The organism is Pseudoalteromonas sp. S8-8 (assembly GCF_000497875.1).
Classification (GTDB): domain Bacteria; phylum Pseudomonadota; class Gammaproteobacteria; order Enterobacterales; family Alteromonadaceae; genus Pseudoalteromonas; species Pseudoalteromonas arctica.
In genome coordinates this window covers 45,180-57,612 of record NZ_AUTR01000010.1, presented here as the reverse complement: position 1 = coordinate 57,612, position 12,433 = coordinate 45,180, and the positions used below count along the sequence as shown (strand labels likewise).

Annotated in this window: 10 protein-coding genes; 6 read left to right on the top strand and 4 right to left on the bottom strand. The window is 37.6% G+C overall.

Annotated elements, in window-relative coordinates:
* Nucleotides 1–289 precede the first annotated feature (289 nt).
* Complete coding sequence (locus tag L659_RS0102415) at nt 290–499, top strand: hypothetical protein (protein WP_007579816.1); 210 nt, start codon at nt 290–292, stop codon at nt 497–499.
* Here the strand turns inward: L659_RS0102415 and L659_RS0102410 are convergent.
* A complete protein-coding gene (locus L659_RS0102410) occupies nt 496–1,101 on the bottom strand; it encodes an alpha/beta fold hydrolase (protein WP_010554854.1) in 606 nt (201 codons plus the stop codon). The two genes, L659_RS0102415 and L659_RS0102410, sit on opposite strands and share 4 nt — an antisense overlap.
* 183 nt (nt 1,102–1,284) lie before the next feature.
* On the bottom strand, nt 1,285–1,821 hold the full coding sequence (locus L659_RS0102405; protein WP_024589486.1) for a YaeQ family protein: 537 nt from the start codon (nt 1,819–1,821) through the stop codon (nt 1,285–1,287).
* A gap of 91 nt (nt 1,822–1,912) precedes the next feature.
* Between L659_RS0102405 and ylqF the strand changes: the two genes are divergently transcribed.
* Nucleotides 1,913–2,857, top strand: coding sequence for a ribosome biogenesis GTPase YlqF (gene ylqF / locus L659_RS0102400; RefSeq protein ID WP_024589485.1), 945 nt, complete (start codon nt 1,913–1,915; stop codon nt 2,855–2,857).
* Nucleotides 2,858–3,510: 653 nt separating this feature from the next.
* Here the strand turns inward: ylqF and L659_RS0102395 are convergent.
* Together L659_RS0102395 and L659_RS0102390 are read right to left on the bottom strand one after the other, a co-directional pair.
* Nucleotides 3,511–4,623: a DUF547 domain-containing protein gene (locus tag L659_RS0102395; protein ID WP_024589484.1), complete on the bottom strand. Its 1,113-nt coding sequence runs from the start codon at nt 4,621–4,623 to the stop codon at nt 3,511–3,513.
* A gap of 92 nt (nt 4,624–4,715) precedes the next feature.
* Nucleotides 4,716–7,694 carry a DUF3857 domain-containing transglutaminase family protein gene (locus tag L659_RS0102390; RefSeq protein ID WP_024589483.1) on the bottom strand — a complete coding sequence of 993 codons (2,979 nt, stop codon included), beginning with the start codon at nt 7,692–7,694 and terminating at the stop codon, nt 4,716–4,718.
* A gap of 499 nt (nt 7,695–8,193) precedes the next feature.
* Here L659_RS0102390 and L659_RS0102385 point away from each other — a divergent pair, with 499 nt between their 5' ends.
* From L659_RS0102385 to L659_RS0102370, 4 genes are read left to right on the top strand one after another with little or no spacing between them, the layout of a single operon-like run.
* Nucleotides 8,194–9,435 carry an OprO/OprP family phosphate-selective porin gene (locus L659_RS0102385; protein ID WP_024589482.1) on the top strand — a complete coding sequence of 414 codons (1,242 nt, stop codon included), beginning with the start codon at nt 8,194–8,196 and terminating at the stop codon, nt 9,433–9,435.
* Nucleotides 9,436–9,446: 11 nt separating this feature from the next.
* Entirely contained in the window at nt 9,447–10,418 is a 972-nt protein-coding gene (locus tag L659_RS0102380; RefSeq protein ID WP_024589481.1) for a Bug family tripartite tricarboxylate transporter substrate binding protein, read from the top strand.
* Between the two features lie 13 nt (nt 10,419–10,431).
* The gene (locus L659_RS0102375) at nt 10,432–10,899 is read left to right on the top strand and encodes a tripartite tricarboxylate transporter TctB family protein (RefSeq protein ID WP_008136528.1); all 468 of its coding nucleotides are present in this window, start codon (nt 10,432–10,434) and stop codon (nt 10,897–10,899) included.
* A 3-nt stretch (nt 10,900–10,902) separates the two neighbouring features.
* Nucleotides 10,903–12,423, top strand: a complete 1,521-nt coding sequence (locus L659_RS0102370) for a tripartite tricarboxylate transporter permease (RefSeq protein ID WP_008136529.1) — start codon at nt 10,903–10,905, stop codon at nt 12,421–12,423.
* Nucleotides 12,424–12,433: the final 10 nt, after the last annotated feature.

Below are 12,433 nucleotides of genomic sequence, written 5' to 3'. Positions count from 1 at the left end.
TTACTAATTTCGATAAATTAGTAAAATCGTTTAAATGTATCTAGTTAATAGTTTTAACCTATTAGCTGTTTTTGATACCTATATTCACTTTAGACTATTAATAGAAGTGGGTCTGATTAATAAAAATACTACCCCTCAAAAGTAAATAAACCTCAAAAGTATATAAATCATGATCTAAAACAAACTTTATTCAAGGTAATAACTTAGCTATTTTTTTATTGATGCAGGTCAAAAATCATCCACCCTAACGGCGCATAATAATGTTGTCGAAATAATTAGGAGAGATAACATGCATGCAAAAACAGCGAAACAAAATAAAGCAGAGTTAATAGTGGTAGGAATTGCAGTCATCGCATTTGTACTTGGGTTAGTAGCGCACTTGGCGGGTGCAAGCTTTGCGAACTCAGATTTTTTTGGCTACATTGCGGCGCCGATTCCGCTTATATTGGCAGTGGTATTTTTAATTAGTTATAAAATAGCAGCCAATGCTGAGGATTAATCTTTCTCGTTTAAGCACTTTAAAATGTAATCGAGTACTTGGCGCGAGTAAATCATACTGGTATGGCTTAAATGAAACACTTTATGTTCGGCCATACCTTTAAGTTTGGTTTCATCTAGTAATACAGTGCCATCTGACTGGCTACCTTTGACTATTAAGGGCATAAGCCCAATAGGTAAATCGCCCGCAATACTGTAAAGCTTAGCTTTAAAAGGCCAATTACCATTTTTAGTGAGTAAAAATTCAACACTATTTTTTAAAAATGATTCAAACCCTTTTTGTTTCATTTTTTGCGCTATATGGCTGCCTTTATGTGGAGTACCCAGTGTAATTACCTTCGTAACATTCTGGCTAGCAGGGGAGTTTGCCTCTAGGTAAGCACGTGCAATAAGCCCTCCCATTGAGTGGCATACAAGCGCTGCAGGTTCGTTAGAAATACACTCATCAATTTGTGCAAATATGGTATCGCGGTGAGGGTCGAGCGTATTATAGGTAATGTTTAATACCGTCATCCCCGATTCTTCAAGTCGTGAACAAAGTGGGCGCATAACAAAGCCAGACATATACAAGCCATGTAAAACAATAACGTGTTTAACTTTCATATGCTCCCTAATACCAATTTTATTAAAAACATGATCATTCTAGCGTATTAAATAATCCGCTACCTGCGTTAAAAATTATTTATATAGAACAACTATATGTCATAATTTTCGCCTTGTTATCGACTTATTTATTTGTCGCTATAATAGATAACTAATTTAATGCAATTGGTATAACTACCGTAATTACATTAACTGTAGCGGTTTTATTTCAATATTGGTTGTATCGGTATTTACCCATACTTCACCATCTTGAATGGTAATGGCGAGCTTAATTCCACGATCAACCAAAGCAGCAAGTGCTTGTGTTGCTGCATAATCAAGGCTAAAAATACTTAGATTTTTAAATTCATACAATTTAGGTTGGTGTTTTTGCCACCAAATTGCTTGATTGTTTTCACCGTAAGTATATAGCACCACTTTTTTAGATTTATTACAGGCTTTTTTAAGGCGTTTTTCATCTGGTAAGCCAAGTTCAATCCATAGTTCTATTTCTTCACTATAGCTTACATGCCAAAGTTCAGGCTCATCATCAGCGCTTAATCCTTTAGTAAATTCTAAACCATCACAGCTATTTAGCGCAAAAGCGAGTAAGCGAATCATCAACCGTTGATCGGTCTCTGATGGGTGTTGAGCCAAGGTTAAATTAAAATCTTGATAAACGTGGCGGTCCATATCGCTAAGCGATAACTGCACTTTCATAATGGTGGATTTAAGAGCCATAACAACTAATCTGAAAAAATTTGCGTCAGTATAGCGCAATTAAATGAATTGCCAGTTAAAATAGCGGTTAATTATACGTTAGGAGTTAAAAATGGCTATCCAGTGGTTCCCTGGGCATATGAATAAAGCCCGCAATGAAATTAAAGAAATAATGCCACAAATGGATGTGATCATTGAAGTGCTTGATGCGCGCATTCCCTACAGTAGTGAAAACCCGATGGTGGCAACCTTGCGTGAAGGTAAGCCGGTCATCAAAATTTTGAACAAAGCTGATTTAGCTGATCCTAAAATGACTCAAATCTGGAAAGATTATTTTGAGCAAGAAAATGGTGTTAAAGCGATTTCTTTTGGACATGATAAAGCAGCTGAAGTAAGTCGTATAAATGAGCTTTGTAAAAAGTTAGTGCCGCATAAAGTGGGTGCAGATAAGCAAATTAAAGCCATGATAATGGGTATTCCTAACGTGGGTAAATCTACGTTAATTAATGTACTGGCTGGACGTATAGTTGCAAAAACAGGTAATGAACCTGCGGTAACCAAAGCACAACAACGCATTAAGCTTGAAGACGGTATTATGCTTTACGATACGCCAGGTATGCTTTGGCCAAAAGTAGAGAATGAAAACTCAGGTTATCGTTTAGGCGCTACCGGTGCCATTCGTGATACGGCGCTTGAGTATGAAGAAGTAGCAAGTTACACAGCTGAGTACTTATTGCGTGCATACCCTGAGCTTTTAAAAGCGCGTTATAAAATAGACGAATTACCAGAAAGTGATTGGGAATTTGTTGAAATGGCAGGTAAAAAACGCGGCTGTATTCGTGGTGGTAATCAAATAGACACATATAAAATGTCTGAAATACTAATCAACGAATTACGCGACGGTATTATTGGCCGTATTACTATGGAAACTCCGCAAATGCGTGAGGAAGAAGAAGTAATGGTTGCTGGTTTACGCGCCGCTGCAGAAGCTAAAAAAGCAGCTAAAGAAGAAGAAAAGCTTCAACGCCGAGCGCGAGCTCGTAAAAACCGTCGTTAATATTTAACCAGAGTTCAGGTTATTTAATTAAAGAGATTTAGTTTTACTAAATTACAGACATAAAAAAAGCCCGTAAGGGCTTTTTTAGTTTCATATCTACCGTCACCGATATGAGCAATGTAGCAAGTAAAATAGTAGGGCGGTTACTCATCATCAACATCAAGGGGCGTTGCGGTTCATAACAAGTAACCATAGCTGTTTACGTGCGCCACACGTTGTTTCAGGGTCGAGAAACAAATCAATTCATTCCTTAACAAGTGGTATGCAATCCGTCTTGTTGATATTGATTATCAGTTAGATCTAACTGTCTGTCAACATCTAAATGCAAATAATTCCTATTATCTCTTTGTTTGTTTTGTAAGCTAATGTTAAGTATGAAAAAGAATAATAATCTAAGCTGTTTGACTAATCAGTAGAGCTTTAATTCGATATATCTAATAGTGATTTTTATTTATTAGAGCTAATCGATTAATGCAGGAGAGAGGTTTTCGTTTGTATTTTAAGCTTAGAGTCTTAAGGCTGTGTCTTTGGAAAAGTTTAGCGAGCTTTAATGTGAATGCTCTATAATGTTTAGACATAAAAAAAACCCAGTAATTGGTAGGTCCAACTATTGGGGTTACTTCATTTACTGCGCATTTTTAATTGGTATTATACTATTGGTTATTAGCGTAGTAGGCGTTTTCACCACTTACGTTTGTTTTTAACAAATCATTTTTTCTTTGTAACTCTCTAAGAATAACGATTCGCTTAGCTGGAATATTAAGATTGTTTAAGCGAGGAAAGCTATGCTGAGGGATCAGTAATGCTTTATCCCAATTACTAATAATAATATCGTAAGAGTCTCGGTGCTTAGGACCTGTTACATCAGTAATGTCATAATTATCGATGGTAAAAAGAGCTGTTTTTTTATTTTTTAACTTATTGAGTAAATCGTTATCTGCATACAAACTCAGGTGAGCAAGTAAATCATTATTAAAGTCATTAAAATATGCTTTTTTATCTTTATACATGGTCGATACATTAAGAAGGTTACTGCTGTAATTAGTGCCTCTATTTGAATTAATAAATTCTTGAGCGTTATCAATTAATGAAGGCATTAAGTTATTAGCGGTGTATGCCTGAGTTCTAATATTTGGTGAACCGATATAGCCTTTATATAAGCCATACATTACAAGAAGGTTATTTTTATTTAATGGCATTAATATTTTGTATTCAATGTCATCTAAACTAAGTTCTTGTCCGTTATATGTGAATAGCTTTTTGTAAAAGAAGCTGCTTTTATCAGCCACGTCATAAGATAAACTATTTGTGTCTTTTGGGTAGCGCTGAGCTAATTCATTTATTACTGCTACATTATGTAGATTCAGCCAAAATGCAGTTTGTTCTTCATTACTTAATTTACTAAGTTGGTTATTTGCTAAATAACTAAGAAGATTACTTTGTATAGCTGCAATTGATTTTGTTAATTCTGGATCATCAATAAATTGCTCATAATAAAAGCGGTTTGCTTCTGCATCAGTCGCTCGGTTACTTCCGAGGTTAGGACCTTGCTCATTTTCATCATAGGAAATGTACGATCTATCTGAACGAGCCAATTCAAGAACAGAGGCTTCTAAAACAGTATTGTATTGAGAGTAGTCAACTGCAAAATTAGCAGTCACTTGATTCTTACTGTTTAAAGAATTTGTTGTATTGCTACTTTCAGCAAAGCACGGGGCTGACAGCAACGTACTCAGTATTATAGATTTAGCTATTAATTTGATCATATTATTTCCCTCGATGATTATATCCAATATCGCTCACGGCTGTTTGTTTTATGAACAAAACAATAATATGCATTAAATTAAGCTTAGTCAAATTACTGTAATTTATTGGCTGTTATACGTAAATTAATTTGCTTTACGAGTACTTTATCTTGTTTGTTAAAACGTCCTACAATAAGCAAAAAATCACTACCGTCAGTTTTTATTACTTTAATACTTGTATTATCAAGTTTGGTTTTACCGTATGTGGTTTCTATTTTTTCTATGTCTTTAAAGTGACTAAGATCTGATTCAAGTTCTCCTTGGTCATTTTTGTAATAGCTAAAAATATAGTTCTCGGTTATTCCGTTACCGTCTTCTCGGTAATCAAATACTGCATCGCTATAAAAATAAAGTATTTCTTCGTTTTCAGGTGTTAGGCGATTACGTTTTAAAAAGTGTACTTGGTAAGACCATAAACTATCGCCTTTTATAATTGCGGCATTGGGTAAAATATTTACTTCTTGAAGTACGCCTAAAAATAATAGAGGTGCAAACGCAAGCGAGATTAAATACTGTCTAATTCGCCAGTACGAGTTGTAATGTAGGGCTTCTTTACTTGTATCGGTTTGTTCAATGTAACTAACTAGAGGCAACCATAAAAATGGCATTATACAAATCACTATGGTTGCGTATTCGTCCATACGATAAGCAAAGACGCTGGCGAGTATCATTAGCCAGAGTGTTAAGGCAGTCCAGTTAGGCATTACTCTATTTTTGTTTAACTGTTGTTGGCTGTGCTCTGCAAGTGCGAGATACAAAGGGTAATACCATAAAAACGCAAATATACCTCGAGCAATAGGCATAATACTTGAGTTATCGCGCTCTTTAATGGCTTTAAAGTTACGATAACTCCAATAATTAACAAATATGCCTAAACTTAAAATACTGTAAATAATAAACTTACTTACAGATACTGCATAAAATGGACTATCTTCAAATTTCACTTTTTTTGCTGACTCTAATCGCCAATCGGCGAAAAAGAATATGAGTACTAAAATATAGCCAGCCAACACATATTTAAGCCAGCTATAACCAAAGCTATCTAGCACATCAGCTGTTGTTTGAGGTGTTTCGGTCGTTTCCGCGTATTTTAGAATAGGGTAATGGGTTGCTGATATTAACTTTTTACGCTGTGCTAAATAATCATCTATTTGAGCGGCTTTAATATGATCTTGTTTTGCGTAATATTCATAACTCAGTGTTAAAACGTTATCATTAAATTCAGTAGTTGTTTTTAGGTTGAAGTAGTCGTTATCAATTTCTTGTTGATCGCTATCAAATCCCCAACCTTTTTCTGCAAAATGTAGTTTTATTGTGGTGTTAATTATATTGGGGTAGCCAAAGTAGAGTGGGTCGGTGCGATTTACCTGCTTTGGTTCGTAAACGCTATTTTGTATTTCATTCGCGTAAAAACTAGCTTCGTAGCCTTCGTCTGTTTTTTCCCAAAATTCACTAATTAAATACGATTCTTTGGTTATTAGTTTACCCGTTTGTTCTTGTTCACTAATAGTCATTGCTTCATTGATTGATAGACCATTTAAAAAGCCTTGGTAATACTCGAAATAAGATTTAGCAACGCTATTTAGACCACTGCTGGCTATATTGCTTCTTCGGTTAATTGCTTCAAATTCAGCATAAGTGTACTGGGTTTCAAAACGTGATGGCTCAGATACTTTTTCAGCAATAAAAAAGTTATCTTCTACAGATACATTTGTATGTACAGGTTTTTGCGCCATTGAGGTTAAAGTGGTTTCACCTTTATCAATAATTAGGGCATAGCCATAATCAGGCTGTGCTAAGTATTCGAGAGTACCCCGTTGGTAGCTAACCGTAGGATCGAGCCAGTAGCGTTTTCCGTTTTGTTTAAGCGTAACAATTACGTGATTAAATACACTTGCAGAAGGTGGGAGTTCTTTTAAACGTTTGGTTTCTTCTGTATCAACTAGCGCGGGGAAGGCCTCTATATCCATCGCTTTTAATAACGAAATAAGCAGTACTGTTTTATCTTTACAATCTCCGTATCGTAGCGAAAGCGTTTCTGAAGCTGACGTTGGTTGATGCGAGTTAGTGCCCATTTCAAGCCCTAAATATCGAACTTCGTCTTGGCTAAAGCGCAGTGCTGCGGCAATTTTATCTGATGTTTTTGTGTGTTTTGCTTTTATTTTTTCAGCTATATCCAAAATGCTATTTGGGGTTTCTATGGCTGATTGATAAAGCGGATATGCCCAGTTAACTACCTGACCCCAATCGTCAAACTCAGAAAAGTAAACTTGTGTATATGGGTCGTACCACGTTGGGGTTTGAGAATTCTGCTCCAGTAAAGGTTCTTCAAAAAGAGTTATAGAATAATCTTTGCCATATTTATTAAGCGTTTCTTGAATATCAGCTGCGCCGTTTATTGTATTAATATGTAAAGGTGTTTGTTTACCCCAAAGTACACGCATATTCTGTTGCACTACGGGTACCGACCAGTTTAGCGTGCGTCTTGTACTAAATTTATTAGCATATATAGGGTTGCTACCTATCACTGTGTAGCTGTAATCGAGTATGTCGCCACTGCGCATATCATCAATAATAATATTGAGTGATAAGCTACCATTATAAATACGATCAGCTAATTCAGATTCACCTTGTATAACCGTCATTCTCGCGCTACCAAGCTTATCAATGCGCTCATTATTTCTGATAATCGTTAAGCTGTTTAATGTTAGCGACTCGTAACTTGGATCAAAATCAAGATTAAGCTGGCTTATATAATCAACACCACTTTGATTTAAAGCTTTCATAACCAAACGCGTATAGCGTTGCTGTTTTTGTCTGCTCGGTATATAGGATTGGTTATCAAGTAACAAATAAAGTGTGCCGTCACGTACCTTGGTTATGTCGGAATGCTTGGGTTGCTCAATAATATGTGTATTAACCCAATTAGCTGGTTTATCTATTTTATATTGCTGCGCAAAAATACTATGAGAGAAAATTAATAAGGTAAGTGCAATTAGCCAAGAGCTGAGTCGAAGGAAGTTCCATTTCATTGTAGGGTCTTATAGTTGTTTTTATAAATACTATTGAAGGAATAATGTACCAAATTTAGGCTTTTTTGACAATGAGATGTTAACAAATTCATTGTTGAGCAGTTAATTAATAGTATATAAATAAACTGCTATGGTAAGTGCGAAACGCTTAACCCCCCTCAAATGTTCCTAAAATAATTTTTTAGTTGTATTGCTAAATCATAATTAGCTAAGCCTACTTTATTGTGGGCTTTGTTAGAGCTGCAAAAATCCTATCTATTTATTCGTACGGTAATCATTCAAACCTTTAAAAGTGTTTATAAATCAAAATATAACAGTAACTGTTTTTGCTCTTTTTGTTCATGAGCTTTATGAGCAAAAAGCACATAACGATCATCAATGCACCTTACCTTCTAAATATTTAGTTAATTTCACGTTAACAATAAGCTGCGAGTTAGATAGCAGTTTGTCGTCGCTTATCTACCTGACAATAAATACATACACAAGCGTGGAGAAAATAATGAAAGCAAGTAACACACAACTCGCTTTGGCAGTTGCTGCTGCATTAGCAAGTACATCCGTTTTAGCCGATAACGATACGCAAAAACTACAAGAGCAATTAGATGCGTTACAAAAAGAAGTAAGTGCATTAAAAACAACCAGTGGTTTTAATTTAGAGTTTGGTGGACGGGTTCAGCTCGACTACAACTATTTTGATGGTGCTTACAATGCTGATAACGAGGGCTCTGGCGGGAGCAATTTTTTCCCTCGTCGTATTCGTACTTACGTTGAAAGTGAGCACGGAAATTGGGATCACAAGTTGTTACTCGAGTTTGCCGAAGGCACTGCTGAAATAGTGATGGCGCGTGTTCGTTATGCGTTTGATAACGGACTTAAAGTTAAAGCAGGTAAAATTCGCGAAGATATATCGCTAAATGCATTAACCAGTTCAAAGCACATTAATACAATTGAGCGTAGTTCGCTTGCCAATACTTTCTCCCCATTTTTTCGTTGGGGCGCTTCTGCCTATCAATATTTTAAAGACTCAGGCTTTCGTTACGCGATAGGCGTTTATAAAAATGATGCATTTGGTGCAACAGGTAGCGATGAAAACGACAAGCTTACTCTTGCTATTACTGGGCGTGCTACATGGTCGAGTGCATCACCTGGCGATGTAATTCATTTAGGCGTGTGGCATTCATATCGCGATATGGGTGGCAATGAATTAGGCGCACGTTTTGCGCGTGGTGAAGTGCGCGAGACTAATACTCGCCTTGTTGATTATGCTGCTGGTGGTGTAACAAGCCCACTTGATAGTTTATCGCAAACCGGTCTTGAGTTTGCTTATCAGGCGGATTCTTTAACACTTGAGGCTGAATATGCAAGCCGCTCACTTGATGCCGCTAATAGTGCTGATTTTTTAGATGGCGAGCGCTTTGATGGTTTTCATGTATCGGCAAGTTACTTTTTAGGTGGAGAACAGCGCCAATACAAAGCGAGCTCTGCATTATTTGTACAACCTAAAAATATTAAAGATGCATGGGAGTTGGTGGCACGTGTTTCAGAAGTAGATGCTACAAGTAGCTTACAAGGCACAAAAGCGACAACTTATACATTAGGTACATCTTATTACGTAAGTAGTGATATTAAGTTTATGGGTAATCTAATTTACAGCGATGTAGAAGGTGCCGGTACTACTGCGCTGGTTGGCGACGAAGACTCTGGTATGGGCTTTAGTGCACGTATGCAGTATTTATTTTAAAGGGACACACAATGAAATTATTTAAATCATTACAAACGACCATATTTGCAGCATCGTTAGTACTTAGTAGCCCAATGGCAATGGCCGACACTCACTTTTTAATCCCTGGCGGACCTGGTGGTGGTTGGGATACAACAGCCCGTGGTATAGGCGAAGGGTTAGTTAAGTCGGGCATTGAAAATAATGCATCTTTTCAAAATATGTCTGGTGGTGGAGGCGGTCGTGCTATTGCGTATTTAATTGAGTCGGGCACTAAAAAGGGCGATATTTTAATGGTTAACTCAACGCCTATCGTATTGCGCGCGTTAAGTGGCCGAATTCCTTATAGCTATCGCGATTTAACACCTGTAGCCAGTATGATTGCAGATTATGGCGCGTTTGTAGTGCGTAACGATTCTCCATTTAAAACTTGGGAGGATGTTATTAAATCAATAAAAGAAGATCCAAGTTCGGTAAAAGTAGCGGGCGGTTCTGCTCGCGGCAGTATGGATCACTTAGTGGCGGCTCAAGCAGTTAAAGCTGCGGGTATAGATGGTCGACGCCTACGTTATATTCCTTACGATGCAGGCGGTAAAGCTAAGGCTGGGTTGCTTTCAGGCGAAGTGAATTTACTTTCTACTGGCTTAAGTGAAGCGCTTGAAGTAGCTAACGGTGGTCAAGCACGTATTTTAGCGGTTACATCGGGTGAGCCCTTACCTGATTACCCAAAAATACCCACACTTAAGTCACTAGGTTACGATATGGAATTTGTTAATTGGCGTGGTCTTTTTGCTGCGCCTAATTTACCCGCTGAAAAGTTAGCACAGTACACAAAAAAACTACGTGAGTTGCAAAGTACACCTGAGTGGGAAGCTGTACGAGCTCGTAACGGTTGGCTAAATCTTTTTCAAGAAAAAGATGAGTTTATTAAGTCACTAGAAGCACAAGAAGTGCAGCTTAGAGCTGTAATGGAAGAGCTTGGCTTTATCCGCACATTGCCGTAATCGAGGTTTTAAAATGACGAATCGAGAATTAATAGGGCCAAGTTTATTCTTGGCGCTATTTACTTTATACGCTGTGGTTGCATGGCAAATTCCGCTACTACCGTTTGAAGAATACGAAACGGTTACCTCAGCGACACTTCCTAAAGTATATGCCGGGTTTGGTATTGTGGTGTGCTTACTTTCTATTGGTTCAACATTGCTTAAACCAAGAGAGAAAACTAATACTGATGATGTTCTTGAAAAGTCACACGTACTGCGCACCTTTGGTTTATTAATATTAATGGTAATTTATAGCGCGGCACTGGAGCCAATTGGTTTTTTAATTTCTACTAGTGCGTTTTTGCTTGCGGGCTTTTTTGTGATGGGCGAAAGACGTAAGGGAATTTTGCTATTTGCATCGATACCGGTTGCGGTGGTTTTTTGGTTTTTGATGACTCAAGTATTAGGTATTTACTTGGTTCCGGGCGATTTGTGGAGTTAAGTTATGTTTGATGGAATTATGCTTGGTTTGTCGACCGTGCTCGACTTTAATAATTTAATGTACGTTATAGCTGGCTGCTTGGTAGGTACTTTTATAGGTATGTTACCAGGATTGGGGCCAATTACCGCAATTGCCTTGATGATCCCAATTACTTACAGCATTGGCGCCGATTCGGGCATGATTTTAATGGCGGGTGTTTATTACGGCGCTATTTTTGGTGGCTCTACGTCATCTATTTTAATTAATGCGCCTGGCGTGGCGGGTACGGTAGCTTCCTCCTTTGATGGCTACCCGCTTGCTAAACAAGGGCACGCAGGTAAAGCATTGGCAATTGCTGCTTATTCCTCCTTTATAGGCGGAACGATTGGCGCCATATTATTAATGGTAGCTGCACCTTTATTAGCAAAAGTGTCATTGAGTTTTCAATCCCCTGATTATGTTGTGTTGATGTTTTTAGGCTTAACAGCTATTGCAGCATTTTCAAATAAAGGGCAATTTTTAAAAGCAATGATGATGACTGTGTTTGGCTTGATGCTAGCAACGGTTGGTATTGATCCATCATCAGGGACTGACCGATTTACCTTTGGGCAACCTGATTTACTCGACGGAATAAGCTTTTTACTGGTTGCTATGGCAACGTTTGCATTAGCCGAGGCGCTTGTAAATGTTGTAAAACCAGAGAAAAAAGATGCTAAAAACATTAATGACTCAGACACACCGCAAATAGGTTCAACCAAGTTAAGTAAAGCCGAGATTAAAGAGATAGCACCAGTGATTGGTCGCTCGTCTATTTTAGGTTTTATAGTGGGGGTGTTACCGGGTGCTGGTGCAACTATTGCAAGCTTTATGGCTTATGCAACAGAGCGAAATTTAGCGCCAAAAGGTTTGAAAGAAAAGTTTGGTAAAGGCTCATTACGTGGTTTAGCTGCGCCAGAGTCGGCAAATAATGCGGCGTGTACAGGATCGTTTGTTCCACTGTTAACGCTTGGTATTCCGGGCTCAGGTACTACGGCAATTATGCTAGGTGCTTTGATTGCTTACGGCATTCAACCAGGTCCAATGCTTATGCAAGAAAACCCAAGTGTATTTTGGGCGGTTATTGTAAGTATGTACTTTGGTAATATTGTACTGCTTATTTTAAATTTGCCGCTTATTCCTTACTTTGCAAAAGTATTAGCAATGCCTAAGTCGGTACTCACCGTGATGATATTGTTCTTTAGCTTAATTGGTGTTTACTTAGTGTCCTTCAATACCTTCGACTTATTTATGATGGTAGGATTTGCGGTGGTTGCGCTAGTATTGCGATTACTGTCATTTCCTATGGCACCATTATTATTAGGTTTTATATTAGGAGATATGATTGAGCGAAACTTCCGTCGTTCAATGATGATTTCTGATGGCTCATTAAGCTTTTTATGGGATCGTCCGCTAACATTGAGCATATTTGTAATTTCAATTTTAGTGCTGTTGTTTCCGTTAAAAGATTATTTAATGCAACGCCGTGCAGACAAAGTAAATGCATAATTGAGAATGA

Bases quoted from the DNA above. Each gene is read 5' to 3' on its own strand.
- L659_RS0102375 (WP_008136528.1), top strand. From the start codon at position 10,432: ATGACGAATCGAGAATTAATAGGGCCAAGTTTATTCTTGGCGCTATTT.
- L659_RS0102380 (WP_024589481.1), top strand. From the start codon at position 9,447: ATGAAATTATTTAAATCATTACAAACGACCATATTTGCAGCATCGTTA.
- L659_RS0102390 (WP_024589483.1), bottom strand. From the start codon at position 7,694: ATGAAATGGAACTTCCTTCGACTCAGCTCTTGGCTAATTGCACTTACC.
- L659_RS0102405 (WP_024589486.1), bottom strand. From the start codon at position 1,821: ATGGCTCTTAAATCCACCATTATGAAAGTGCAGTTATCGCTTAGCGAT.
- L659_RS0102385 (WP_024589482.1), top strand. From the start codon at position 8,194: ATGAAAGCAAGTAACACACAACTCGCTTTGGCAGTTGCTGCTGCATTA.
- L659_RS0102395 (WP_024589484.1), bottom strand. From the start codon at position 4,623: ATGATCAAATTAATAGCTAAATCTATAATACTGAGTACGTTGCTGTCA.
- L659_RS0102415 (WP_007579816.1), top strand. From the start codon at position 290: ATGCATGCAAAAACAGCGAAACAAAATAAAGCAGAGTTAATAGTGGTA.
- ylqF (WP_024589485.1), top strand. From the start codon at position 1,913: ATGGCTATCCAGTGGTTCCCTGGGCATATGAATAAAGCCCGCAATGAA.
- L659_RS0102410 (WP_010554854.1), bottom strand. From the start codon at position 1,101: ATGAAAGTTAAACACGTTATTGTTTTACATGGCTTGTATATGTCTGGC.
- L659_RS0102370 (WP_008136529.1), top strand. From the start codon at position 10,903: ATGTTTGATGGAATTATGCTTGGTTTGTCGACCGTGCTCGACTTTAAT.